The organism is Hathewaya proteolytica DSM 3090 (genome assembly GCF_900142225.1).
Lineage (GTDB): Bacteria > Bacillota > Clostridia > Clostridiales > Clostridiaceae > Hathewaya > Hathewaya proteolytica.
Window position 1 is genome coordinate 116,560 of sequence record NZ_FRAD01000003.1, and the last position, 25,874, is coordinate 142,433.

At 33.9% G+C, this 25,874-nt stretch carries 25 protein-coding genes and 1 riboswitch; all 25 genes read right to left on the reverse strand.

The genetic code is table 11. The features are described from left to right. Positions 1-19: 19 nt before the first annotated feature. Entirely contained in the window at positions 20-1,216 is a 1,197-nt protein-coding gene (gene coaBC / locus BUA73_RS00575; RefSeq protein ID WP_072901149.1) for a bifunctional phosphopantothenoylcysteine decarboxylase/phosphopantothenate--cysteine ligase CoaBC, read from the reverse strand. A gap of 2 nt (positions 1,217-1,218) precedes the next feature. Further along, positions 1,219-1,446, reverse strand: a complete 228-nt coding sequence (gene rpoZ / locus BUA73_RS00580; RefSeq protein WP_072901151.1) for a DNA-directed RNA polymerase subunit omega — start codon at positions 1,444-1,446, stop codon at positions 1,219-1,221. 3 nt (positions 1,447-1,449) lie between these two features. Next, on the reverse strand, positions 1,450-2,058 hold the full coding sequence (gmk, locus tag BUA73_RS00585) for a guanylate kinase (RefSeq protein ID WP_072901153.1): 609 nt from the start codon (positions 2,056-2,058) through the stop codon (positions 1,450-1,452). 1 nt (position 2,059) lies between these two features. Beyond that, on the reverse strand, positions 2,060-2,332 hold the full coding sequence (gene remA, locus BUA73_RS00590) for an extracellular matrix/biofilm regulator RemA (protein ID WP_072901155.1): 273 nt from the start codon (positions 2,330-2,332) through the stop codon (positions 2,060-2,062). A 19-nt stretch (positions 2,333-2,351) separates the two neighbouring features. Then, complete coding sequence (locus BUA73_RS00595; protein WP_072901157.1) at positions 2,352-3,233, reverse strand: YicC/YloC family endoribonuclease; 882 nt, start codon at positions 3,231-3,233, stop codon at positions 2,352-2,354. A 158-nt stretch (positions 3,234-3,391) separates the two neighbouring features. Next, positions 3,392-4,756 carry an NCS2 family permease gene (locus BUA73_RS00600; protein ID WP_072901160.1) on the reverse strand — a complete coding sequence of 455 codons (1,365 nt, stop codon included), beginning with the start codon at positions 4,754-4,756 and terminating at the stop codon, positions 3,392-3,394. A 58-nt stretch (positions 4,757-4,814) separates the two neighbouring features. Further along, positions 4,815-4,914: riboswitch (purine riboswitch) on the reverse strand. Between the two features lie 88 nt (positions 4,915-5,002). Beyond that, positions 5,003-5,989, reverse strand: a complete 987-nt coding sequence (locus BUA73_RS00605; protein ID WP_072901162.1) for an asparaginase — start codon at positions 5,987-5,989, stop codon at positions 5,003-5,005. A gap of 139 nt (positions 5,990-6,128) precedes the next feature. After that, positions 6,129-7,607 carry a stage IV sporulation protein A gene (spoIVA, locus tag BUA73_RS00610; RefSeq protein WP_072901165.1) on the reverse strand — a complete coding sequence of 493 codons (1,479 nt, stop codon included), beginning with the start codon at positions 7,605-7,607 and terminating at the stop codon, positions 6,129-6,131. Between the two features lie 82 nt (positions 7,608-7,689). Then, the gene (der, locus tag BUA73_RS00615; RefSeq protein WP_072901167.1) at positions 7,690-9,012 is read right to left on the reverse strand and encodes a ribosome biogenesis GTPase Der; all 1,323 of its coding nucleotides are present in this window, start codon (positions 9,010-9,012) and stop codon (positions 7,690-7,692) included. Positions 9,013-9,014: 2 nt separating this feature from the next. Next, on the reverse strand, positions 9,015-10,349 hold the full coding sequence (locus tag BUA73_RS00620) for a DUF512 domain-containing protein (protein ID WP_072901170.1): 1,335 nt from the start codon (positions 10,347-10,349) through the stop codon (positions 9,015-9,017). Positions 10,350-10,446: 97 nt separating this feature from the next. After that, positions 10,447-12,177, reverse strand: coding sequence for a HAMP domain-containing histidine kinase (locus tag BUA73_RS00625; protein WP_072901172.1), 1,731 nt, complete (start codon positions 12,175-12,177; stop codon positions 10,447-10,449). A gap of 17 nt (positions 12,178-12,194) precedes the next feature. Then, positions 12,195-12,926 (reverse strand): response regulator transcription factor, encoded by a 732-nt coding sequence (locus BUA73_RS00630; RefSeq protein WP_084671875.1) that lies wholly within the window; start codon positions 12,924-12,926, stop codon positions 12,195-12,197. Positions 12,927-12,943: 17 nt separating this feature from the next. Next, positions 12,944-13,669 carry a peptidoglycan editing factor PgeF gene (pgeF, locus tag BUA73_RS00635; protein ID WP_072901174.1) on the reverse strand — a complete coding sequence of 242 codons (726 nt, stop codon included), beginning with the start codon at positions 13,667-13,669 and terminating at the stop codon, positions 12,944-12,946. A gap of 67 nt (positions 13,670-13,736) precedes the next feature. After that, positions 13,737-14,192 (reverse strand): transcriptional regulator NrdR, encoded by a 456-nt coding sequence (gene nrdR, locus BUA73_RS00640; RefSeq protein ID WP_072901176.1) that lies wholly within the window; start codon positions 14,190-14,192, stop codon positions 13,737-13,739. An 87-nt stretch (positions 14,193-14,279) separates the two neighbouring features. Further along, the gene (locus BUA73_RS00645; protein ID WP_072901178.1) at positions 14,280-14,585 is read right to left on the reverse strand and encodes a YlmC/YmxH family sporulation protein; all 306 of its coding nucleotides are present in this window, start codon (positions 14,583-14,585) and stop codon (positions 14,280-14,282) included. A gap of 126 nt (positions 14,586-14,711) precedes the next feature. Continuing rightward, positions 14,712-15,485: an RNA polymerase sporulation sigma factor SigG gene (gene sigG / locus BUA73_RS00650; RefSeq protein WP_072901180.1), complete on the reverse strand. Its 774-nt coding sequence runs from the start codon at positions 15,483-15,485 to the stop codon at positions 14,712-14,714. Positions 15,486-15,559: 74 nt separating this feature from the next. Next, entirely contained in the window at positions 15,560-16,267 is a 708-nt protein-coding gene (sigE, locus tag BUA73_RS00655) for an RNA polymerase sporulation sigma factor SigE (protein ID WP_072901182.1), read from the reverse strand. A 50-nt stretch (positions 16,268-16,317) separates the two neighbouring features. Beyond that, a complete protein-coding gene (locus tag BUA73_RS00660) occupies positions 16,318-17,130 on the reverse strand; it encodes a sigma-E processing peptidase SpoIIGA (protein WP_072901184.1) in 813 nt (270 codons plus the stop codon). Positions 17,131-17,324: 194 nt separating this feature from the next. Further along, a complete protein-coding gene (gene ftsZ, locus BUA73_RS00665; protein ID WP_072901186.1) occupies positions 17,325-18,440 on the reverse strand; it encodes a cell division protein FtsZ in 1,116 nt (371 codons plus the stop codon). A gap of 24 nt (positions 18,441-18,464) precedes the next feature. Then, positions 18,465-19,823 carry a cell division protein FtsA gene (gene ftsA, locus BUA73_RS00670; RefSeq protein WP_072901188.1) on the reverse strand — a complete coding sequence of 453 codons (1,359 nt, stop codon included), beginning with the start codon at positions 19,821-19,823 and terminating at the stop codon, positions 18,465-18,467. Positions 19,824-19,942: 119 nt separating this feature from the next. Further along, entirely contained in the window at positions 19,943-20,995 is a 1,053-nt protein-coding gene (locus BUA73_RS00675; protein ID WP_072901190.1) for a type IV pilus twitching motility protein PilT, read from the reverse strand. Between the two features lie 323 nt (positions 20,996-21,318). Continuing rightward, positions 21,319-22,017 carry an RNA polymerase sporulation sigma factor SigK gene (gene sigK / locus BUA73_RS00680; protein ID WP_072901192.1) on the reverse strand — a complete coding sequence of 233 codons (699 nt, stop codon included), beginning with the start codon at positions 22,015-22,017 and terminating at the stop codon, positions 21,319-21,321. A gap of 79 nt (positions 22,018-22,096) precedes the next feature. Then, positions 22,097-23,314: a peptidase U32 family protein gene (locus tag BUA73_RS00685; RefSeq protein ID WP_072901194.1), complete on the reverse strand. Its 1,218-nt coding sequence runs from the start codon at positions 23,312-23,314 to the stop codon at positions 22,097-22,099. Between the two features lie 5 nt (positions 23,315-23,319). After that, on the reverse strand, positions 23,320-23,976 hold the full coding sequence (locus tag BUA73_RS00690; protein WP_072901531.1) for an O-methyltransferase: 657 nt from the start codon (positions 23,974-23,976) through the stop codon (positions 23,320-23,322). 28 nt (positions 23,977-24,004) lie between these two features. Then, entirely contained in the window at positions 24,005-25,831 is a 1,827-nt protein-coding gene (typA, locus tag BUA73_RS00695) for a translational GTPase TypA (RefSeq protein ID WP_072901196.1), read from the reverse strand. Positions 25,832-25,874: the final 43 nt, after the last annotated feature.

A 25,874-nucleotide genomic window follows, 5' to 3' on the forward strand; every position in this document is an offset into this window, starting at 1 on the left:
TTTAAAAGAAAAAAGCGCATTAGCGCTTTTCCATAATTGCATTGAATATTTCCCTTGCTAATTCTTCCTTGCTCACTTTACCAAAATCCCTTGCGGTTCCATCTTTTGAAATTAGGGTTCCAGAATTGTATTGAGATCTAAATCCTACTTCCTTTGTTGAAATATTGTTTACAAAGATATAGTCAAGATTCTTTTTATCCATCTTCTTCATGGCATTTTCTTTAATGTTGCTGCTTTCAGCAGCAAAACCTAAGAGAACCTGATTTTTCTTTTTTTCACCTAACTCCATAAGAATATCCCTGTCTTTTACGAATTCCAATACAAGCTCCTGGGATTTCTTTTTTATCTTTTCACTGCTGTAGGATTTTATTTTATAGTCAGCCACGGCAGCAGATTTAACCACCATATCGCAGTGATCATAATTATCTAATACAGCCTTATACATTTCCTCATTGGTGTCTACATGGATAACATTTATGTAAGCAGGGTCCTTTATGCTTTCAGTACCTGAAATCAAAGTTACCTCTGCACCTCTGTTTCTAGCCTCCACGGCCATAGCGTAGCCCATTTTACCAGAGGACCGATTTGTAAGCATTCTCACAGGGTCAATAGGGGCTATATTAGGGCCTGCCGTTACAAGAACTTTTTTACCAACCATATCTTTTGTGGGATACAATTCTTTCAATATAACTTCTTCGATGAGATCAACGCTAGCTAACTTACCAGTTCCTATATCGCCACAAGCTAATCTTCCAGCCTCAGGTTCGATAAAAGCATAACCCAATTCTTTTAAATAAGCTATATTTCTCTGAACAATAGCATTAGTATACATATTGGTATTCATAGCCGGTGCAAACACAACCTTTGCTTTAGTAGCCATGATAGTGGTGCTAAGCATATCATCAGCAATACCAGAAGATACTTTTCCAATTATGTTAGCAGTAGCAGGAACAATTGCTAACAAGTCAGCTTTTTTTGCAAGAGATATATGTTGTATTTCGAAACTCTTAGGTTCGGCAAACATGTCGTATACAACGGGATTTTGACTCAAGCTTTGAAAACTAAGTGGAGTTATAAACTCCATAGCTGACTTTGTCATGATAACATCTACATTTATATCTTTCTTCTTAAGTCTACTCACAAGGTCTAGTGCTTTGTATGCTGCAATGCCCCCTGTAACACCAAGCACTACATTTTTACCACAAAAAGGATTCATACTTATTTTATACCCGAGTTAACTGTTTCTACAGTAAAAGCATCGTCGCTTATTTCATTTATTGCAACAGTTAATGGTTTTGTAGAATTTGCATCTACTAAAGGGGCATCTCCACCAATTATCTGTCTAGCCCTCTTTGCAGTAGCTATAATTAGGGAATATCTGTTATCAACCTTTTCTAGCAACTCTACTATTGGTGGATTGATCATCGTATTTACTCTATTATTCATTTTTTAAATTCCTCCTGTTAATTCTTCATAAAAATTTTCTTGCATACTAACTCTTAAATTTTCAGCCCTTAAAATGGCTCCTACATCTGCAACAGCATCTTCTAAATTGTTATTTTTTACAAGGTAGTCGTACTGCGGTACATATTTTAATTCTTCATAAGCAGATTGAAATCTTATATTTAAGCTTTCCTCAGTTTCACTATTGCGCCCTACTATTCTGTTTTTCAGTTCCTCCATAGATGGCGGTGCTATAAAGATCATCACAGCTTCTTTGTATATATCTTTCACATTTAAAGCACCCTGAATGTCAATTTCCAAAAGCACATTCATTCCACTATTTAGAGTATCCATAACCATTTTTTTTGGTGTGCCATAATAGTTTCCGTAAACCTCTGCGTATTCTAGGAACTCATTCTCGTAAATCCTATCCATGAACTCCTCTCTGCTTAGAAAATAGTAACTCTTCCCGTTGATTTCTCCATTTCTCGGATTCCTAGTGGTAGCGGATATTGACAACGTGAAATCATCTCTTTTCAATAACTCTTTGCAGATAGTACCTTTCCCTGACCCCGATGGTCCGGACAAAATAACAAGTAAGCCCTTATTCTTCATTTTAATCCTCAATCTCCTCTAATTCATCATCCTCTTTATTTGTCAATCTATGTGCTACTGTCTCAGGCTGTACAGCAGATAAAATCACGTGGTCACTGTCAGTTATAAGAACTGCCCTTGTTCTTCTTCCATAAGTAGCATCTATAAGCATTCCCCTATCCCTTGCTTCTTGAATAATCCTTTTTATAGGTGCTGACTCTGGACTCACGATGGCAACTAATCTATTTGCTGATACTATGTTGCCAAAACCTATATTAATTAATTTAATGCTCATAATATTAATCTCCTTAATGTTATTCGATGTTTTGTACCTGTTCTCTAATCTTCTCTATTTCACTTTTTAATTCCAAAGTGTGTTTAAGTATATGTAAGTCATTGGCTTTAGATGCTATGGTGTTGGACTCTCTGTTCATCTCTTGTACAATAAAGTCAAGCTTGCGTCCCACAGATTCTTCACTATCTAAAGCGTCTTTTAGTTGATTTACGTGACTCTTTAATCTAGTTATTTCTTCATCAATACTAGCTTTATCAGCGAATATAGCAATTTCCATAGCTAACCTACTCTCATCAACTTCTACTTTACCCTCAAGCAATTCCTTTATTCTGTTGGATAGTTTCTCTTTGTACTCCCCAACCACCATGGGTGATCTTTCGCTGACCTTAGAAACCAAGCTTAGAATGTTGTTACATTTTGACATAATATCTTCATTTAACTTTGTTCCTTCATTTTTTCTCATCACAAGTAATTTTTCTATACCATCATTTAACGCAGAGCTTATAATACTCCATTTTTTCTCTAAATTTTCTTCCTCTTGAGTTAAAGTTATAACCTCTGGAAACCTAGCCACAGTGGAGATAGAAAAATCATCTCTCATATCAAAATTTTCTTTTAAAGTTTCAAGGCACTGAATATAGCTTTTAGCAAGATTTAAATTTAAATTAGCTTTTGTAGACTGACCATTGTAGTTTTTTTCTGTTATGTAAACATCTACTTTCCCTCGAATAATCCTCGACTTTATGACAGCACGTATTTTTTCTTCTAAAGAAATCAAATTTCTAGGCATTTTAATGGAAACTTCTAAAAATCTATGATTAACACTTTTAATCTCCACCACATAGCTGCACAGTTCATCGCCACATACACCCCTGCCAAATCCAGTCATACTATTTACCATTTATTTCACCATCCATTCCGGTGTATATATTATATTAGTTTTTACACTTAACATAATATTTAAACCACATTTCAAATAAAAAATCAACTCTTTTAAATAAAAAGTTGTTCTAAATCATTAGAACAACTTTTTGTTTAAAACACTACTTATTTATTATACTATAAAAATATAAATTTTAAAAGTAATAATACAGCAATTATATATATAAATACAGAAACTTTTTTTCTTTCTTTTCCTTGAACTCTTTTTATAATATTTGTTATACCATTTAAAACAGCATAAACGAACAATCCTATAGTAAGTCCATCACCAATGCTAGATGTAAGTGGCATAAGTGCTAGAGTTAAAAATGCAGGTACAGCTTCTGAAAAATCGTCCATTTCAAGTTTAGTCACATTTTGAACCATATAAAAGCCAACCATTATAAGAGCTGGTGCAGTTGCACATTCTGGTATTGCTATGAATATTGGTGATAAAACCATAGATGCTAAGAATAAAACTCCAGTTACAACAGCAGCAAGTCCTGTTCTCGCACCTTCCGCAACGCCAGATGCACTCTCAACATATGTAGTTACTGTAGAAGTTCCCATAAATGCACCGAATGTAGTTCCCACTGCATCTACAAGAAGAGCTTTTCCACCATTTCTTACATTGCCATCTTTGTCCAACATATTAGCCTTAGAGGATACTCCTACTAGTGTGCCAATAGTATCAAAGAAATCTACAAATAAGAAGGAAAATAATACTACAACAAAGTTACCAATCAACGCTGGGTTTTTCAATGCTGATAAATCCATTTTGCCAACTATAGGCATTGGGTCTGCAAAAGCAAATACTCCACCTGGTAGGTATATTCCATAAGATGTTGCTAATTCAGGATTAATTAAAGCGTATATCCAAGCTAAAGCTGTGCTTATTACTATGCCCACAAGCACTCCGCCTCGCACATTAAAATGATGACATAAAACAATGGTTAGAATACCTATAAAAGCGATAATAACTGGTGCTGAAACTACACTTCCCATGGCAATCATAGTTCCCTTGCTTGCCACAATGAATCTGCAGCCTTTTAATCCTATGAATGCTATAAAAAGTCCTATACCCACTGTAGTAGCAATTTTCATGTTTTTAGGTATACAATTGGCTATTTGCTCTCTGAATTTAAATAGTGATAATAGTATAAAGATTATACCTTCTACGAAAACAGCGCCAAGAGCTATCTGCCATGTTATTCCTAAGCCACCCTCTGCAATAGGCATGCAAATAGTAGCAAAGTACGCATTAAGTCCCATACCAGAAGCTAATGCAAAAGGCAGGTTAGCAAATGTACCCATGAAAATTGTTGTAAGACCAGCTGTGATACACGTAACAGTTACAATGGCACCCTTGTCCATCCCTGTTGAGCTAAGAATATTAGCATTTACAATAATTATGTACGCCATAGTCAAAAAAGTAGTTATACCACCTATAAGTTCCTTTTTGACAGTTGTCTTGTTTTCTTCTAATTTGAAGAATTTTTCCATTAATAAGACCTCCTTGTAATAGAAAAACCCCAGGCATATAGCTAGTCCTAGGGTTTTCGTGATATTATTTCACGCCCATAGTCGAATATTTACGGTATTCGGTAGATACTACTGAACCTTATTATCAGTATTATACAAGCAAGATTTTAATTAAATTTGGATTGTGATATAATACTAACAGACAACTTTATTAATGTCAATAGTTTTTACGAACATTTATGCATATTTAAGCATATATATTCGTATTTAGCCGTAAAGGCCTGCTTCAAATATATCTCTTATTTCCTCTTTATTGTTGGTTTTCCCTAGAGCTAACATTAATTTTATTCTAGCCTTTTGCCCTGGAAGTCTATCACCAAATATAACTCCAGCATTTCTTAGATCCTTTCCTCCACCTTTATATCCATAACTGTCCATTACCCTTCCCTTATAACACCTTGTAACCAATACTACTACAACGCCCTTTTCTATAGCTCTATGTACAGCCTCTGCCATTAATGGTGGCAAATTGCCTCTTCCAGTACCCTCTACAACAAGACCTTTTGCCCCTTGCTCTACGGCATAATCTATGAATTTTCCATCCATGCCTGCACAAGATTTTATAAGTTCCACGTTGCGTTCAAACTTATTTGTAAGTATTTTTTGCTTATTTAAATTATCTCTGTAGTAAATTGGCTCATTGCTGTCTACCACACCTACTGGCCCAAATTCTGGACTTTTAAAAGTATTCAAATGCATAGAATGTTCCTTTGTTACTTCTGAAGCACAATTTATTTCATCATTTAGGCATACAAGAACACCTCTGCCCATAGACTTTTTAGATGCTGCTGTACATATGGAAGCGGCTAAATTTGCTGGTCCATCATACCCAAGTTCTGAACTATTTCTCATGGAACCTGTAACCACAACTGGTTTCACCGAATTAAGGGTGAGATCTAGAAAATATGCTGTTTCCTCCAAGGTATCTGTTCCATGGGTAGTAACCACACCTACAATATCATCTCTTTCCAACAAACCCTGTATCAATCTGGACAATTCCAACATCATATCAGGAGTCACATGTGGACTTGGAAGACTTGAAAAAGTGTATGTTTCTATCTCCGCATAGCTCTCTATTCCCGTAACCATTGACATAATCTGATCTCCACTTAAATTAGGTACGGCAGCTTTTAGCTTTTCATCCACCTTCATGCTAATAGTTCCGCCATTAAATATTACTGCAACTTTTTTCACGTTAATTCCCCCTATGACAAAGCTTATTATTCACACATAGCTATTATATAACGTTAGCAAGAAAAAATACAGTACGGATTTTTAAAACAAAAAAATCGCGAATCTATGTAGAATAGAACCGCGATATCTTTATTGCCTATTACAAAATGATGCAAATTAAACTTCCATTTCCCTCATTTATTATTTTCTCTAATGTTTTTCTAATCTTATCTTGAATATTTTCCGGCATTTTATAAAGTTTCTTCTGCAAACCTTCCTTTACTACCTCTTCCAAGGATTTTCCAAACATATTGCTTTGCCAAATCTCTGAAGGCGAGTTTTCAAACTGCTCTAAAAGAGAATTAAACATCTCTTCACTTTGACTTTCACTGCCCATAATTGGCGACACTTCTGTTTCAATATCAGCCTTAATAAGGTGCAAAGAAGGTGCGCTGGCCTTTAACTTTACTCCATACTTATTGCCTTGTTTTACAATTTGAGGCTCTTCCAATCTCATCTCGGATAGCTCTGGAGGTACCATACCATAACCAGTCTCTCTTACAGAATTCAACGCATCTTTAATTTTGTCATACTGAATCTTAGCTTTATTGAGCTCACTAATTATTCTAAATAAATCACCCTCGTTGTTTATTTCACATTGTCCAATTTCGCTGAGAACTTTGTAGAAAAGATCCTCCCTAGGATTAAAGTCCATGGTGGCAATTCCATTTCCCATGTTGATTTCCCTTAAAATACTATGTTCAAGGTACTCATTTTCCTTGACAATGCCAAAGGCTCCTTTTATATCCCTCAATTTTGATACGTATTTGCAAATATCTTTTATAACCTGCATGAAGTTAACCTTTAACCAGTGTTCTGGTTTTAAATTTTCAATCCACGAAGGCATGTTGATGTCAATCTCTTTTATAGGGAATTCTTTTAATACTGTTGCAAATATTTCTTTAATATGTTCCTGTGTCATGTTCATTACATCTAGAATTTGAACTGGTACGTCATACTTGTCTTCAATATACTTTTTTATTTCCTGTGCCATTTCTCCATTGGGCTCTCTAGAGTTTAGTACTACGATAAAAGGCTTATTGATCTCTTTTAATTCCCGTATAACTCTTTCTTCTGCCTCTAAATATTCGTCTCTTTCAATGCCAGTAACACTTCCATCTGTTGTAACAACAATGCCGATGGTAGAGTGATCATTGATTACTTTTTTTGTGCCAATCTCCGCAGCCTGTTCGAAAGGAATCTCATAATTATACCATGGTGTGTTCACCATTTTATGTTCCTCTCCGTCTTTGTAACCTAAAGCTCCTTTTACAATATAACCTACACAATCCACCATTCTAACCTTCAGCCTTACGTTCTCCTCAAAACTAATATCCACAGCTTCATTGGGAACGAATTTAGGTTCTGTAGTATGAATGGTTTTTCCTGACGCGCTTTGAGGAAGTTCATCCTTAGCTCTTTCTTTCTTATGGGGATTTTCTATGTTCGGAATAACCATAAGATCCATAAATTTTTTAATAAAAGTAGACTTTCCTGTCCTTACAGGACCAACTACTCCAACGTAAATATCTCCCTGAGTTCTCTCAGCAATATCTTTATATATATCAAAGTTCTCCAATATATATACCTCCCTGTTTGCATTTATCAATATATATATATTGGAGTTAATATTTTTTTATACCACTTTGTAAAACATAAAATTACTTTTCTTTTTTTTCTCTAAATATAAGTTTTATACCAGTTCCTTTAAAATTAAATCCTTCTCTTAATTGATTTTCTAAGTATCTTCTGTAAGAAAAGTGTGCCAACTCCCCATCATTTACAAAAAGCACAAAGGTAGGAGGTTTTATTGAAACTTGCGTAACATAAAACACCTTTAATCTTCTGCCCATAACCACTGGAGGTTCTTTCATCATAATAGCTCTACTAACTACGTCATTTAGCACACCTGTTTGAGCCCTAAAGCAGTAATTGTTGTAGCATTCTCTCGCTTTTTCAAGGACACGAGCTACTCTCTGCCCTGTCTTAGCAGATATAAAAAGATATTCTGCATAATTCATAAAGTTTAATTCTTGCTGCAACTGTTTTGTATATATATCCACAGTTTTATCATCTTTCTCTATTAGATCCCACTTGTTTACAACTACCACTATGGCCTTCCCTTGTTCGTGAGCAAAGCCTACTATTTTGGCATCCTGTTCCGTAAGACCTTCTTCTGCATTTATAACTAATATGCACACATCAGCCTTTTCAATGGAAGCCAAACTTCTTATAACACTATATCTCTCAATTTCTTCAGTTACTTTACTTTTCTTTCTAATACCCGCAGTATCTATAAGAATGAATTTGCCAAATTCACTTTCAACGTAACTATCTACTGCATCTCTAGTAGTTCCAGGAATATCACTTACAATATTTCTCTCTTCCCCAACTATTCTGTTTATAAGAGAAGATTTTCCAACATTTGGTTTTCCAACAACAGCAATTCTAATGATGTCACTTTCCTCATTTTCATCTTCTAAATCCGAGTCAAAGTATGATACAACCTCATCTAACATATCTCCAAGTCCTAGAGCTTGATTAGCAGATATAGACACAGGATTGCCAATGCCAAGATTGTAGAATTCATATAAGTTGTCTTCTTCCTCTATCCTATCGATTTTATTTACAACTAAAACTACAGGTTTACCACTTTTTCTAAGCATTTGAGCCACTTCATTGTCTGAATCCGTCATTCCCTGCTTTCCATCCACAATAAACATGATAACATCTGCGGTTTCAATGGCTATCTCAGCCTGTCTTCTCATTTGAGAGAAAATGATGTCCTCACTTTTAGGTTCTATACCACCGGTGTCGATAATTGTAAATTTTTTATTGAGCCACTCCGCCTCAGCGTATATTCTATCTCTAGTTACCCCTGGAGTATCCTCCACTATAGCTATTCTCTTTCCAGCTAGTTTATTAAATAACGTGGATTTACCCACATTTGGTCTTCCCACAATGGCTACTATAGGTTTTGCCATAATTATTCCTCCTTACAATGTTCATTTATTATCTGAATTAAGTCTTCACCTGTGTAATCGCATAAAATAACTTTCCTATTCAATTGTTTTTCTAACATATCCACAGTATAGTCGTCTAGCATGACCTGTTCCTTATCATCACTTAATTCATACCCTCTTCTTATCATATTATCCGGTAAAACTACATAATCATTTACCTTTCTATTACTTAACTGTTCCACAATATCTTTACCTGTTATAAGACCAGTTACTGTAATAGTCTCTCCAAAAAAATTGTTTTTTATTTTTACAACATCAATATCAATGTTGTTATTTTCTTTCACAATAGAATCCAGTGCATATTTTACATGGTCATAGGCCAAAGCGCCAGTTATAAAAGTAAAGCTACCCTTTCCAGACTTGCTTACATTCTTTATAGTATTATGAATATTGTCTTGGAACATTCTCATCATGCCAATACCATCTTCTAATTGATGAAAGCTTCCATAGAACTCTTTTTCCGGTATGTTTTCCCCGGCCATAATATAAAATTCATCAGAAAGGCGTATAAAAGGCTCACCGGTTTCTTTTATAAACTTTTCTTGAATACCTTTTATTATGTCTAACTGTTTTTTAGCCGTATCTCTATTGTAAATAGTCATTGGGAAAAGATTATCTCTAAACTTTGTAACACCTACTGGTACAGCTGCAATAGCTTCAACGTTGGGGTACATGGTGTATAAGTCATTTACGGTTTTTAGTAGTTCCTCACCATCATTTATGCCAGGACACATAACAATTTGGCAATTCATTTTAATACCAGCCTTAGATAGCTTTTGCATGTACTCCATAATCTTGCCTGCGAATTTGTTTTTCAACATTTTCACCCTAAGTTCTGGATTAGTTGTATGTACAGAAATATTTATAGGACTTATTTTGTATTTTATTATCCTCTCTATATCCTTATCCTTCATATTAGTTAAAGTTAAAAAATTGCCTTGCAAAAACGACAGTCTTGAGTCATCATCTTTAAAATATAAGGTCTTTCTCATGCCTTTTGGCATTTGATCAATAAAGCAAAATATGCACTTATTAGTACAACTTCGAGCCTCGTCCATAATACTCTTTTGGAAATCCAACCCAAGATCCTCGTCATATTCCTTTTCTATTTCAATGTCCCATACTTCACCATTGGCTTTTTCCACAGTAATCACCAAGTACTCATCAGTAACCAAATATTTATAATCAATAATATCTTCGATTTCATTGTCGTTTATAGATAGCAAGTAGTCACCTAGCTCAATTCCAACTTCTTCAGCTATGCTACCTTGTTTTACAGTTGTAATAAGATTTTTCATGTTTCCTCCTAAAATATTTTCACATTATTTTATAATAACGTAATTATAGTCTATAGTCAATGATACATATACAATTCTAGAGGACAACCCTTAAAATCTATAGCACATTTAAAGCCTTTTCGGGCTTTCTATTTTTATACATAGTAACAGCAAACTCGCTGCCATTTCCAATAGAACTCTTCACATCTATCTTCCCATCAAAAAGAGCTATTATATGTTTCACAATGGCAAGGCCAAGTCCAGTTCCTCCACTGTCGCGACTTCTAGCTTTGTCAACTCTGTAAAATCGCTGAAATATATACTTAAGATCCTCTTCTTCTATGCCTATACCATGATCCTTCACTGTAATTTTGAATAGAGTTTCCTCTTCTTCGCAAAAAATCTCCACATCACTGCCTTCATTGCTGTATTTTATAGCATTATCTATTATGTTAATCATCATCTGCTTAAATTTATTTCTATCACCTTTGTACTGAAATCCTATAATGCCATGTTTTAAAAGGCGTATGTTGGACTTATTAGCTTTTATACAAAGTAAATTTATAACCTCATCTAAAGCCTCATCTATGATGAAATTATTCTCTACCACATCCACACCGCTATCTAATTTTGACAGAGCCATGGTATCTTCAATAAGAGAGGTAAGTCTTTCAGCCTCACTATTTATTATATTTAAAAATCTCTCTCTTGTAGGCTCATCCTGGACCTGCCTTAGGGTTTCAGCAAATCCCATAATGGATGTAAGAGGGGTTTTCAATTCATGGGAAACATTGCTGACAAACTGTATTCTCATATCTTCTAGCTTTTTAAATTCTGTTATATCTTCCAAAACAGCTACCACGCCAAGGTAGTCACCCTTATTTATTATATCCGTCCGTTTAATTTTAATGTTTCGTTTTGTAGGATAATCAATTGTAATCTCACTTTCTTCTTGGCTATGGGAGAATATATCTATTATATTTTGCTGACCCACTTCATTGTATATGCACTTGCCAAGTACCTCTGTTTCAATTCCAAATATTTCTTTAGCGCAAGAGTTGATAATTATTATCCTACCAGCCCTATCAATAGCGAGCAAACCATTTCTCATGGAGTTCAATATAGATTGTAACTTATTATTTGACTCTGTTATTTTGTTCATATTTTTCTCTATGGAGTCCGCCATGGTATTAAACTTTTCACTAAGAGAGCCTATTTCATCCTTTGATTTCAAAGTGGATCTTCTATTCATCTCACCCATGGAAAACCTAGTTGTTATGTGATCTAGATATTTTATCGGTTCAACTATGATAAAAGTCATCTTATTGCTTATCCAAAGTGCCACCATCACAATCAAAAAAATTATTATAAGAAAATAGTTTAAAACATCTTCATCCATCACATTAAAATAAGAGGAATTAATACAACTCCTAACTATGTACCCACTCTCACCATCTTTTACAGCCACACAAAGCACTTTTCCATGGTTCATAAAATTTTCCCTTATCACCGTACCATGTCCATTTTCTGTAGCCTCTACAATTTCGTACTCACCATTTTCCAACTTAAAGTCACGGTAGTTCTCCCAGCTGTCGTAGTACAACTTCCCCTGTGCATCTAAAATTGTAATCCTTATTTCATTGTCCCTAGATATAGTCTTTAATAGTTCAATTTCCTGCTTTTGCAATGAATCCTTTATTAAATTTAATATGTATTTATTTTTATTATTTAAGAAACTTATCATATTTTTTTCAGCCTTATACTGAAAAATCATCACTGTTAAAAACGCAAATATAGAGGTTACTATGATTATGGAGGTAACAAAATACATCATTATTTTCCTTTTCATGATATCCACCTCAAAAATTATTTATCTTGTATTAAGTCTTCGCAGTCATCTCCATTATAGCAGGCTGAAAATTTGTATCCTATACCCCTTACAGTGTGTATATACTTTGTATTATCTTTTTTTTCTATTTTTTTTCTAAGATTTCCTATATGCACATCAATTATTCTAGTTTCTAGAGAAAATCCGTATTCCCAGATTTCAGATATTAGAACATCTCTTGTGACAATATGGCCCCTATTCCTCACCAATATTTCTAAAACTTTAAATTCCGTAGATGTAAGGTCTACAATTTTATCATTGACTTTTACTTCATGAGCTGAAAAATCTATTGATAGGGCACCGTATCTGCTCTTTACACCACATTTGCTGAGATTATTTCTTCTAAGCAAAGCCTTCACCCTTGCCAACATCTCTTTTACTGAAAAAGGTTTTGTTATATAATCATCAGCACCAATTTCAAGCCCTAAAAGTTTGTCGAATTCTTGACCCTTAGCAGTTAACATGATTATAGGAATGAAATACATAGTATCATCACCCCTTATTTTTTTACATACATCGTAACCATCCATGTCAGGCAGCATTATATCCAAAAGAATAAGTTGAGGCTGAACATCCTTCACCATATCAAGTGCTTTCTTTCCATTGTCACAAGTAAAAGTATCATACCCATTTTGCTTAAGATTGTAAGACAACAACTCTCTAATGTTCTCTTCGTCATCAATAATCAATATTTTATCTTTTATACTCATAAAAATTTCCCCCAATTTTATTTAATAAAGGCAAATGAAAACATTCTACCGTAACCCTTTTTATGGCGCCTATAAGAATGCAGGCTGAAATCAGTATTGCAGTATGTGCAAACATCTACATTATATATATTGTCCTCTTTTATCCCTTGGTCTATTAAAGTTGTCTTTATATAAGCATACAGGTCTATGTAACTTTCATTTATCACCATAGAAGAATTAAACAATGGATTTTTTTGAAATTCTTCTATAACTTCACTGCCAACCTGAAAACAACACTTATTAATGTGTGGCCCAATGAAGACTTTTGTGTACTGTGGTTTCGTTCCATATTGACTTTCCATTTTCTTAAGGGATTTCACCACAATATTTTTAGCTGTACCCTTCCAGCCACTGTGTACAGCTGCTATACAGCGGTGCTCCTCATCCATTAATATAATCGGAACACAATCCGCAGTAAACACTCCTATAATCCTATTGCTTTCATGGGTAATAAGCCCATCACCTTCATATATATTGTCATCTGCCACCATGGTGATATCTGAATGGATTTGGCTTAAATAAGACAACTTATCTTTTCCAAACCATTTTTTTAAATTGTTGAGATTTTCTATGCCATCAGGGGTGTTCTTATTAAAACATAGTCCCCCCTTTGCCGTGGAAAAATAACCATACATATTTCCACAGTTAAATTCAATGAATTCATATCCACCTATATTTTTTAAAGAAAAAACATTTTTGTCCATTCTTTATACTCCTCATACAAATTTTGAGCTATGCCTTATTAATATTTGACATAGCTCATTTAGATTATTACTTATTATTTCTCAACCTGTTGACTTCCTCGATAAATGTATCTACATCAGTAAATTGTCTATATACCGACGCAAACCTTACATAGCATATCTCATCTATTACTTTTAATTTTTCCATTATGAGTTCGCCAATATGCTCTGAATTAACTTCAGTTATCATATCATTAGATAAATTTTTTTCTACTTCTTCTGCAATTTCTTCTATTTGTTTTCGAGAAACTGGACGTTTTTCACAGGCCTTTATTATCCCACTAATTATTTTGTTTCTGTTAAAAGGTTCTCTGCTCAAGTCTCTTTTTATAACAGAGATGGGTATAGTTTCTACATTTTCAAAAGTAGTGTACCGTTTCCCACATCTTAGGCATTCTCTTCTTCGCCTAATAGCTGAATTATCTTCCGTTGCTCTAGAATCCACGACCTTGCTTTCATTATATTTACAATACGGGCATCTCATGTTTAGTTACCTCTTGTTCTTATTTAAAATTTTCTTAGCTTTATATTAACACTTAATTTAATGATTTTCCATACTTAATGCTAAATTTTATTCATTATTCAAGACAATATCTGTACATTTTAAACTTTCTTCATACTCTTCACAATTTAGCGACACGAGAATAACATCTATACCAATTTTATGTATTCTTTCCCATGGGATTTTAATGTACTCACCTTTTTTAAACCAAGTCTTTCTCTCTGTTGGAATTACGATGGACTTTATCCTATAATCATCGCAGTCTACAACCATATCGCATATAAATCCAATTATTTTTCCAGTATTTATATCTACTACTTGCATATTGTTTAAATTGTTAATAAGGTATAATTCTTTTTCAAAAGTTTTCTCCATAAATTGCCTCCTATTTTTATTAATTAATGATGATATATAACTAACAATATGCTTTTTAGATTTGTATTATGATGAAAAACAACCTTCACACGGAGTTAAAACGCCACATGAAGGTTAAAATTATGTTTATACGTACTTTCTCATATGCTTTAAAGCAGTCTTCTCTAACCTAGAAACTTGAGCTTGAGAAATTCCAATCTCATCTGCTACTTCCATTTGAGTTTTACCATTGAAGAATCTTAAATTTAGTATGAGCTTTTCTCTATTGTTAAGTTTTTGCATAGCCTCGTTTATACATATATTCTCTACCCAGTTTTCATCAGAATTCTTACTATCACTGATTTGATCCATAACGTATATGGCATCCCCAGTGTCGTGATATACTGGTTCAAAAAGAGACACAGTATCTTGAATTGCATCTAAAGCAAATACCACTTCTTCTTTATTTATGTTTAGCAGTTTGGCAATTTCTGTAACAGTGGGTTCCCTATTGTTCTCGGTTACAAAAGCTTCCCTTACTTGTAGAGCTTTATACGCTATGTCTCTAAGAGATCGACTTACTCTAATTGAATTATTATCCCTTAGGTATCGTCTAATCTCGCCTATAATCATAGGAACAGCATAGGTTGAAAACTTTACATTTTGAGTAAGATCAAAATTATCAATTGACTTTATAAGGCCAATACACCCCACCTGAAAAAGATCGTCAACATTTTCCCCCCTATTGTTAAATCTTTGAATAACGCTTAATACCAATCTAAGGTTCCCCTGAATAAACAGTTCTCTAGCCTCTTCATCACCACTTTTTAGCTTTATTAGAAGCTGTTTAATCTCTTTTTCCTTTAACATTGGAAGCTTTGCTGTATTTACACCACAGATTTCCACTTTATTATTCATCATAAGGTCACTCCATCCCTTCAGTATAGTTGCATTAAAATTTTCCCCTTATGATGACTTTTTTATACATTTTTTCCTTATATCATTTTACTTATTTCTTTTTTTAATCTTTTGATAATTCGTTTTTCTAACCTAGATATATAGGATTGCGATATTCCAAGCATGTCCGCAACTTCCTTCTGTGTCTTCTCTTCATTTCCACCAAGCCCAAATCTAAGCTCCACAATTTCCTTTTCTCTATTGCTTAATTTATCCATAGCCATGACAAGCAATTGCTTATCCACTTCATCTTCTATAATGTTGTAAACCATATCATTGTCAGTGCCAAGTATATCTGACAAAAGAAGTTCATTTCCATCCCAATCTATATTCAGAGGCTCATAAAATGATATTTCAGCTTTAACCTTGTTGTTTCTTCTTAAATACATGAGTATCTCATTTTCTATACACCTAGAAGCATATGTAGCAAGCTTTATCATCTTACGAGGATCAAATGTATTTACTGCCTTTATAAGTCCAATAGTTCCCACAGAAATCAGATCCTCTATATTAACTCCCGTATTTTCAAATTTTCGTGCAATGTATACTACTAACCTTAAATTCCTCTCAATTAAAATGGAACGCTTTTCTTCAGCCCCATTGCAAATTTGTTCTACTAACTCAAGCTCTTCCTCTCTACTTAGAGGTGGTGGCAGTGCGTCACTTCCCCCCACATAAAATATATTGTTTTTTACCAATTTAAGCTTTGTTATAATTTTGTTTAGCAATAACCTTATAGATATCATTCTTTCTCCTCCATCCATTGATATTTAATTATATGTCTACCAAATATAAGCTAAATTAATAATTCCTTTGACAAGATAGCACTGTACTCCCCCACATTGCTTAACTTTGTATCACAGAATACTACAATGGCATTTTTCTTCTCAAAGAAGCCATTTTTTTCAATTAAAATATGTTCTGCCATAATACCTTCTAGATAACCATCATTGCCACTAACAACTTTGTATGGAATCCTATAAGCCTTATCTTTATCTACCATCACCTCTTCAAAAACTTTTTTCTCAACGATTATAACGGGTAAATTGCTGATAGGTTCCACAAGTTCATTTCCCGTATCCATAAATCCCCTTACTTCTCTTTCAACCCCCTTAACGGATATCTTTACTTTGTATATTAAATCTTTAATGCATATCCTTTTTTTAATGTAAGATACCATTCTTTCTCCAATAAGGTACACCATAACCATGGATAAAATAAGTTTTTTGTAAGGCATGGACATAGTATAAGAATTTCTAATTATATTTCCGCTTTCGTTGTAAATCAAAAAAATACACATACCTCCCAATATCATTGAGTACATACACATGGTTGAAATTATCTTTATATTATCTTTTATATGATTGTAAATTCTAAATGGAGATGCAATAGCAACCATTATAATAGCAGTAATTAGCTTCAACAAAAAAACCATTCCCTTTCCAGGATTAAAAAAGACTACTACCAAACAGGCTAATGCTCCTACAAGAGCTGCAATTGCATTTTTAAGTAAATTCTCCTTATAATTTAATGTTTTAAAAGTTAATATCAAGACAAAATAATTTACCAAAGTATTTTCCAATATAAGCATATCCCAATATATTATCATACAAATCCTCCCATTAAGAAGTTTCGTAATTCAAACTGATACTATTATACAATAATAAATATTCATTTTTTGTAATTTTATGTCTTAGACATATGTTTTTTGTGTGACTACTTTCAACATATTTTATTTAAAAAACAAAAAACCTCGAAAAAAGTTTCCGAGGTTTTAATTGCTTTTATTAATTATTTTTTAAATTATCGTCTCAAGAATGGAGGTATCTCTAAATCATCTTCATTTAGAACATCCCTTTTATCTATAACTGCTTCTCTGCTGAAAAGACCTTTTGATTCCTTTGGTTGTGAAGATGATGACTGCGCTTTGGCAGCAGTGGCCATATTGCTTATTTTTGCTTCTTGTTGTTGAACTGTCTCGAACCCTGTAGCAATAACTGTAATTTTTATTTCATCACCTAAGTTTTCATCTAGCACTGTACCAAATATAATATTAGCGTCTGGATCAGCAGTCTCTTTTATTATATCACAAGCCTCTGTAAGTTCTAAAAGACCTACATCATATCCGCCTGTTATGTTTAACAATACACCTGTAGCGCCTGCAATGGATGTTTCTATAAGAGGACTAGAAATAGCCTGTTTTGCGGCATCTACGGCTCTATTTTCACCAGAACCATATCCTATTCCCATATGAGCTAAGCCTTTGTTGGTCATGATAGTTTTTATATCTGCAAAATCTAGATTTATTATTCCAGGTACAGTAATTAAATCTGCTATGCCCTGTACACCCTGTCTTAATACGTCATCAGCTAATCTGAAGGCTTCCATTAAAGGGGTTTTCTTGTCCACCATGCTCAAAAGTCTTTCATTTGGGATGGTTACAAGGGTATCCACTCTTTCCTTTAATTCATTTATACCTTGTTCCGCTTGAAGCATTCTCTTGCGCCCTTCGAAAGGAAACGGTTTTGTAACCACACCTACAGTAAGTATTCCCAAGGATTTTGCAATTTCTGCCACTAATGGTGCAGCACCAGTTCCAGTTCCCCCACCCATACCTGCAGTAATAAATACCATATCGGCACCTTTAATAGCTTCAGTTATTTCCTCTTTACTTTCCTCTGCAGCCTTTCTTCCAACTTCAGGATTGGCACCTGCACCCAAGCCTCTTGTAAGCTTATCTCCAATTTGAATTTTCTCTGTAGCTTGTGACAAAATTAACGCTTGTTTATCAGTGTTGATCCCTATAAACTCAACATTTTTTAAGCCTTCTTTTATCATTCTATTAATGGCATTATTTCCACCACCACCACAACCAATTACCTTTATATCCGTTAATCCTCTTTTATCTATATCTATCACCGTAAAATACCTCCTTAAATTAAGTTAGAAAAAATCTGCAAAAAAGTCCTTTACCTTATCTTTAAAACTTTTATTATGGTGATTATCCGCTTCAAAATCTTCACCTAAGCAGAAATCATCCTTTTCATCATTGTATGTAGAATTATCTTCATAATGATGCTCGTCCTTATATTTTAAAGTTCGCTCCAATATTTTATCTAAATCTTCATCACTGTAGTCTTCGTCTTTACTAATTTTATCTTTATTGTCATATGAGTCAAATTTTATATTGTTAGCAGCATCTAAAACTATACCTACTGACGTAGCGTATAGAGGACTTACAGTACCTATTAGTTGAGGTATTCCTATTCTTACTTTTTTATCTAGAATTCTTTCAGATATATTTTGAATATCTTTGAGGAATGTGAATCCTCCACCCACCAATACTACACTATTTATATCGTCATAATTGACATTTTCCTTTATAAATGCTTTAACATATTTTAAAGTTTCTTCAACTCTAGCATTTATTATATCATAAAATTTCCTTAAATCTAGCTCCATTTCATTGCCTTGGCACAATTTAACGACTATTTTTTCATCTTCACCAATCTTGCTGGATACAACGGCATACCTGCGTTTAAGTTTTTCCGCGTCTTCATAGGAAATTTTAAGGCAAATAGATAAATCCTTTGTTATATTATTTCCTCCTAAAGGTATAAATATGGTCTTCTGCAGTAAGTCCTGCTTGAATATAGAAATATTTATGGTATCGTGTCCTATATCCACAATAGCCACCCCTGCTTCTGCCTCATTATCCATCAGTACAGAAGATTTCAATCCCATGGACTGAATCATAACACCTAAAACTTTAATTCCCGATTTATTTACGCTTTTTATTAGATTTTGCATAAGAGATTTTTGGACAAGAACAACTTGTACATCAGCTTCTAGCTTTGTACCACTCATGCCCAATGGATTTTTTATGCCTGCTGCTCCATCTACTACAAATTCACTTGGAATACACTCTATTACGTGCTTATCTTCATCTAATGTAATAAGCTTAGAAACTTCTATAACCCTATTAATATCCTTGTAGGTGATACCATTAGATTCCGGATCAATTGCTATTACACCCTTGTTGTTTACTAAAGAACAAAGGCCAGCACTAATTGATATATATGCTTCATTTATTTTAAACTCAACAATTTTTTCTAAGCTAAAAATACACTTTTCTATAGCTTCTGCGGTTTCATCAATATTTACAACGCAACCCTTTTTCACACCTTTGCATTGGGTCATAGTTGTTCCCATAATAGAAATTCTGCCATCTTCACTTACACGCCCTACCGATGCACATATTTTAGAAGCTCCTATGTCAATTCCCACAATATAGCTGTACATCCTTCTACCTCCTTACTGAGAACCTTCAAATATATTATATTCCACACTATTTCAAATAATCCTTCTTGATTTTTTATAAAACTTATGGTAATAAAATATTTTTAACTACAACCATAGTTTTACAATAGCATCATTCTATCCAACATTTCACTGTCATTAGAGTTGTTAAGCGCCGTATCTTTGCTTATTATATTCTTTTTGCATAGCTCTAATAATGACATATTCATAGTCTGCATCCCTAGCCTCGTGCCAGTTTGCATAATAGATTCAATTTGATTAATTTTACCTTCTTTGATAAGGTTTTGAACCATTTCGTTATTTACCATTATTTCAAAGGCAGCAACTCTACCTTCTCCATCGGCTTTTGAAAGAAGTTGTTGGTAGATTACACCTTGAAGTACAGAAGCAAGACGCGCTTGTATTATTTCTCTATCGCTAAGTGAAAAGTATTCTACAATTCTTTCGATGGTATTACAAACACCGGAAGTGTTCATACAAGAAATGACAAGATGGCCGTTTTCAGCCGCAGCCAAGGCTGCCAAAATAGTGCTTCTATTTTCCATGTCGCTAAAAAATATAACATCAGGATCTTCCCTTAAAATACTTCTTATAGATGATTCATAATTTTTTATATCTCTTCCCACTTCTCTTTGATTTATAACAGATCTGCTGTGTTTGTGTAGGAATTCTATAGGATTTTCCACTGTTACAATGTTCTTAGCTCTACTAATATTTATTTCATTTATCATAGACGCACAAGTAGTACTCTTTCCGCAGCTATTTGGTCCCGATACAATTACAATTCCCTTGTCCTTTAATGCCAATTCCTTTACATTTGAAGGCAAGTCCAAATCTTTTATAGATGGAACCTTGTAACTTACAGTTCTAAGAGCTAAAGAATCACTATTTCTCTGTTTGTAGATATTTACCCTAAATCTAGCAAGGCCAGCTATAGAATAAGTGGCATCCATTTCTCCCTTTTTTTCGTATTCTTCAAATTCATCTTGTAAAATAAGTTTAGCAAATTCTGCAGTGTCATTTACTGTGAGTTTATCTGCAGCTCCTTTCACAAGTTTTCCGTTTATTCTAAAGTGTGGACAAGTTCCCACAGTGAAGTGAATATCCGATGCGTTTTTTTCTATTGCATCATTAAGCAATTTATCTAGTTTCATAATATTTCTCCTCTCTTTTGGATGAATATCATTTCGATTGTTTTGCAGATAATCAGAACTCTTAGCTTTAGATGGAGTTTTAAATCCATCTAAAAGATAGAAGTCGTTATCTAGGATCGTGTCCGCTGTTATCTCATCCAAAAAGATGAGTAAGTGTTAAAGCGGATAGCCATCAGATGAAATTTAATATACATTTATATTATACCATTTTTATAATGTTGTTAATACATGATTATATTGTTAGTCCTGTTTCATTTCAACAACTTGTTACTTTTATGTTAACATAAAGACAAAAAAAAATAAAGGATAGATTAATCTATCCTTTATTCTTTACAATTTAAGGACTTATTTAATTTTCGCAAAGCTTTTTTCTCTATTCGAGATACATAGGATCTTGAAATACCTAAATTGAGAGCAATTTCCCGCTGGGTTTTGCTCTTACCGTCTTCAAGTCCATACCTCATTTTGATGATAAGTTTTTCTCTTTCAGTTAAGTCTTTTTCAATTTTTTCGTATAGTTTTTTCACTTGAATTCTATTTTCTACGATTTCAATAATAGAATCCTCTTCACTGCTAAGCACGTCGAGTAAAGAAATTTCATTTCCCTCTTTATCTACCCCAATAGGGTCTTGAAGATAGACTTCATTCTTAAGCTTTTTATTATTTCTTATCAACATTAGAATTTCATTTTCTATACATCGCGCTGCATAGGTTGCAAGACGGATTCCCTTTGAATTATCAAAAGAATCCAATGCTTTTATAAGGCCCACAGTTCCAATAGATATGAGTTCGTCCATATCCTTACCCGTATATGTGTATTTTTTCCCTATATGTGCTACAAGTCTCAAATTCCTTTCAATTAAAACCCCTCTTGCCACCATATCTCCATTTGCTAGCTTTTCCAAATATTCCTTTTCTTCCTCCTCACTTAAGGGCTGTTTAAAGGAGTTGTTTCCGGAGATGTATGCAGTAAAGAAGGCCATATTACCTAGCATTTCCAATAAGCATTGGACAAATATCATAACTCTTTTTCTCCCATAATATTGCTTATTACTATAATATGATGGCCTTCTGTAATTTGTGACAAATTTTATAAATATATTATTTTGCTTTAATTAAAATATCTTTTTCGGAAAGTTCTTTATCAACTTTCACAGTGAAAATCATTTTTGCTGCGGCACAAGACTGAATTTCTTGTCCTCTTTCATTCCTCATCTCTAACAATCTGATCTCCTCATTATTTCCCTGGGCCCTTAAAACTTCTAAGGTATCACCTACACAAGCCTTGTTCTTCTGTTCTAAGGTGGCTATCATACTTTCCTTGTCAAAAGATTTTACCACTCCAATGACATCATATGATTTTTCATAGGCTGAACTATTATACACCTGTTTATCTTCATCATTAAAATAGAAACCAGTGTAATACTTTCTGTGGCTAGGTTTCATAAGATAATCCATCCACTTTTCATTGTATTTATACTGACATGGGTTTTTATAATACTCATCTATGGCTTCTCTATAAGCTTTTGTAACAGAAGCCACATAGAAAACACTCTTCATTCTTCCTTCAATTTTAAAGGAATCTATACCTGCGTCAAATAATTCTGGAATATGCTCTATCATACACAAATCTTTAGAATTTAGAATATAAGAACCTCTTTCGTCCTCACGTATTTCAAACTTTTCATCTGTGCGCTTTTCCTCTTGAAGATAATACTTGTATCTACATGGCTGAGCACATTGCCCTCTATTAGAGTCCCTTCCAACAATGTAGTTGGAAAGAAGGCATCTTCCTGAGTAAGCCATGCACATAGCTCCGTGAACAAAAGCTTCCAATTCTATAGAATCCGGTATTTTACTTCTTATATCTTTTATTTCTTCCATGGATAATTCTCTAGCAAGGACAATTCTTTTTACACCTTGTTTGTGCCAAAATATTGCTGATCTATAATTTACATTGTTGGCTTGAGTGCTAAGGTGAATCTCTAGTTCAGGCACTACTTCCCTAGCTGTCATAATTATTCCAGGGTCTGATACAATAATAGCATCCACTTTCATTTCGTATAGTTCTGTCAAATAGTCCTCCAGACCTTGAAGGTCCTCATTGTGAGCGAAAACATTTAACGTAACATATACTTTTTTATTTCTCTCATGTGCGTATTCAATACCTTTTCTTAACTCTTCATTGTCAAAGTTATCAGCAAAAGCTCTCAAATTCAATTTACTTCCGCCAATGTAAACAGCATCAGCTCCAAAATCAATGGCAGTTATAAGTTTCTCCAAATTTCCCGCTGGAGAGAGTAACTCAGGCTTCTTCACAACTATTACCTCCTCACAGTCACAGCTATGCCATCGCCCATAGGCAGCACAGATGTAACTAAATCCTCCCTAGAAGATACTTCTTCTAGATAAGATCTCATTCTTTTTACTATAGTAGACTTCCGTTTAATTATTAACTCATCTGAGGCAACCATGCCCCTAAAAAGCACGTTATCTGCCACAATTATCCCATCTAGTGAGAGAAGCTTTAGGCAGTATGGCAAAAAGTCATTATAGTGACCTTTTCCTGCATCTATAAAAATCATATCATAGGATTCATTACCATTGCTACACATTCCCTGAAGAATTTCTTCGCAATCTCCAGATAATATTTGAATAAGATGTTCCATATTGAAATCCTTGACATTTTCCCTTGCCATGGAAAGCATTCTTTCATCTCTTTCAATAGTATCAATATGGACGTTATTTTTAGATTCCTCAGCCATAAGAATGGAGGAATATCCAATTGCAGTACCTAATTCAAGGATTCTCTTAGGTTTTTTCATGTTTATCATAAACTTTAAAAAATTACCCGTCTCCTTTTGAACAATAGGAACACCATTATTTCTTGCATATTCTTCAAGCTTTAAAAGTTTTTCATTTTTCTCATGAATTAGAGATCTTATGTACGTTTCCATGTAATCATACATTACGTCACTCATTTTATCTTCCTCCACCTTATAGAAAAAACTATCTATTTCTAACAAAAATTCTCTTTCTCTCTGCTGAATCAAGAACTCTTTTTCTCATCCTTATGCTCTTAGGAGTTATTTCTACCAATTCATCTGAAGCTATGAATTCAAGACATTGTTCCAAGCTCATTAATCTTGGTGGTACAAGCTTTAAAGCATCGTCTGAACCTGAAGATCTTGTGTTACTAAGATGTTTTCTTTTGCATACATTTACATCAAGATCACCTGGTCTTGCATTTTCTCCCACGATCATTCCTTCATAAACCTCAAGACCTGGGTTAATAAATATTACTCCTCTTTCTTGGGCATTGTACAAGCCATATGTAATAGAAACTCCATCATCAAAGGCTACTAAAGAACCTCTGTTTCTTTCAGGAATATCTCCTTTAAAAGGCTCATAATCTAAAAGTACGTGGTTCATTATACCATTTCCCTTTGTATCTGTCATAAATTCATTTCTAAATCCAATAAGTCCTCTTGAAGGTATGTTGAATACCAATCTAACATAGCCATTCACAGCAGAAGTCATATTTTTCATCTCGGCCTTTCTAGGTCCAAGCTTTTCCATAACTACACCCATAAATTCCTCTGGTACATCTATGGTAAGCTCCTCTATAGGCTCTAATTTCTTTCCATCTTTTTCTTTATATATAACAGTTGGTTTAGATACTTGGAATTCGAACCCTTCTCTTCTCATAGTTTCAATTAATATAGATAGATGAAGTTCTCCTCTTCCACTTACCTTAAAACAATCAGCTGAGTCAGTTTCTTCTACTTTCAAGCTAACGTTAGTCTCCAATTCCTTCATAAGTCTGTCTCTTATATGTCTTGAAGTTACAAAATCACCTTCACGTCCTGCAAAAGGAGAATTGTTTACCATAAAGTTCATGCTAAGTGTTGGCTCATCAATATCTACAAAAGGCAATGCCTCTGGACAACTAATATCTGCAATGGTTTCTCCAATATTTATATCTGGAATACCTGATATAGCAACTATATCACCTAATTTTGCCTCATCAGTTTCTACTCTATTTAATCCATCATACACGTAGAGATTGGATATTTTAACGTTTCTCTTGTTCCCATCTCTAGAAATAACAGTGACCTGTTGATTTTTCTTTATGATACCCCTTACAATTTTACCGATTCCTATTTTACCTACAAAGTTATTGTAATCTATGCTGGAAATAAGCAACTGTAGTGGCTCATCAATTTGTCCCTTAGGTGGTTCTACATATTTTAGTATAGTTTCATATAGAGGGATCATGTTGTCGTTATCATCTTCCACCTCATACTTTGAAATACAATCTCTAGCTGAACAATACACTATTGGAAAATCAAGCTGCTCATCGTTGGCACCCAACTCCACGAATAGATCAAAGACTTCATCAATAACTTCCTGTGGACGTGCATCTGACTTATCAATTTTATTTATAATAACAATTGGTTTTAAAGATAGTTCGAGAGCTTTCTTTAAAACAAATTTTGTCTGTGGCATTGGTCCTTCATAAGAGTCTACAACTAAAAGAACACTATCTACCATTTTCAGAATTCTTTCTACTTCTCCTCCAAAATCAGCATGACCAGGTGTGTCTATTATGTTAATTTTAACACCATTATAGTTAACTGAAGTATTTTTAGAAAGAATAGTTATACCTCTCTCTTTTTCCAATGCATTAGAGTCCATTATTCTTTCTTCAACCTTTTGGTTTTCTCTGAAAACGCGGCTCTGTTTTAATAAGGCGTCAACCAATGTGGTCTTACCATGGTCAACGTGGGCTATTATTGCAATATTCCTTATATCTTCTCTTATGAATGTATCCATTTAAACTCCTCCAAGTACTTTCTAAAAAATCTTTACTTTCAAA

Coding starts and splice junctions, on each gene's coding strand:
- coaBC (WP_072901149.1), bottom strand. CDS start 1,216: ATGAATCCTTTTTGTGGTAAAAATGTAGTGCTTGGTGTTACAGGGGGC.
- rpoZ (WP_072901151.1), bottom strand. CDS start 1,446: ATGAATAATAGAGTAAATACGATGATCAATCCACCAATAGTAGAGTTG.
- gmk (WP_072901153.1), bottom strand. CDS start 2,058: ATGAAGAATAAGGGCTTACTTGTTATTTTGTCCGGACCATCGGGGTCA.
- remA (WP_072901155.1), bottom strand. CDS start 2,332: ATGAGCATTAAATTAATTAATATAGGTTTTGGCAACATAGTATCAGCA.
- BUA73_RS00595 (WP_072901157.1), bottom strand. CDS start 3,233: ATGGTAAATAGTATGACTGGATTTGGCAGGGGTGTATGTGGCGATGAA.
- BUA73_RS00600 (WP_072901160.1), bottom strand. CDS start 4,756: ATGGAAAAATTCTTCAAATTAGAAGAAAACAAGACAACTGTCAAAAAG.
- der (WP_072901167.1), bottom strand. CDS start 9,012: ATGGCAAAACCTATAGTAGCCATTGTGGGAAGACCAAATGTGGGTAAA.
- BUA73_RS00620 (WP_072901170.1), bottom strand. CDS start 10,349: ATGAAAAATCTTATTACAACTGTAAAACAAGGTAGCATAGCTGAAGAA.
- BUA73_RS00625 (WP_072901172.1), bottom strand. CDS start 12,177: ATGAAAAGGAAAATAATGATGTATTTTGTTACCTCCATAATCATAGTA.
- BUA73_RS00630 (WP_084671875.1), bottom strand. CDS start 12,926: ATGAGTATAAAAGATAAAATATTGATTATTGATGACGAAGAGAACATT.
- pgeF (WP_072901174.1), bottom strand. CDS start 13,669: ATGGACAAAAATGTTTTTTCTTTAAAAAATATAGGTGGATATGAATTC.
- nrdR (WP_072901176.1), bottom strand. CDS start 14,192: ATGAGATGCCCGTATTGTAAATATAATGAAAGCAAGGTCGTGGATTCT.
- BUA73_RS00645 (WP_072901178.1), bottom strand. CDS start 14,585: ATGGAGAAAACTTTTGAAAAAGAATTATACCTTATTAACAATTTAAAC.
- sigG (WP_072901180.1), bottom strand. CDS start 15,485: ATGATGAATAATAAAGTGGAAATCTGTGGTGTAAATACAGCAAAGCTT.
- sigE (WP_072901182.1), bottom strand. CDS start 16,267: ATGATATCTATAAGGTTATTGCTAAACAAAATTATAACAAAGCTTAAA.
- BUA73_RS00660 (WP_072901184.1), bottom strand. CDS start 17,130: ATGATAATATATTGGGATATGCTTATATTGGAAAATACTTTGGTAAAT.
- ftsA (WP_072901188.1), bottom strand. CDS start 19,823: ATGTACAGCTATATTGTGGGAATTGACATAGGAGCTTCTAAAATATGT.
- BUA73_RS00675 (WP_072901190.1), bottom strand. CDS start 20,995: ATGAAACTAGATAAATTGCTTAATGATGCAATAGAAAAAAACGCATCG.
- sigK (WP_072901192.1), bottom strand. CDS start 22,017: ATGATATTTGTCCAATGCTTATTGGAAATGCTAGGTAATATGGCCTTC.
- BUA73_RS00690 (WP_072901531.1), bottom strand. CDS start 23,976: ATGAGTGACGTAATGTATGATTACATGGAAACGTACATAAGATCTCTA.
- typA (WP_072901196.1), bottom strand. CDS start 25,831: ATGGATACATTCATAAGAGAAGATATAAGGAATATTGCAATAATAGCC.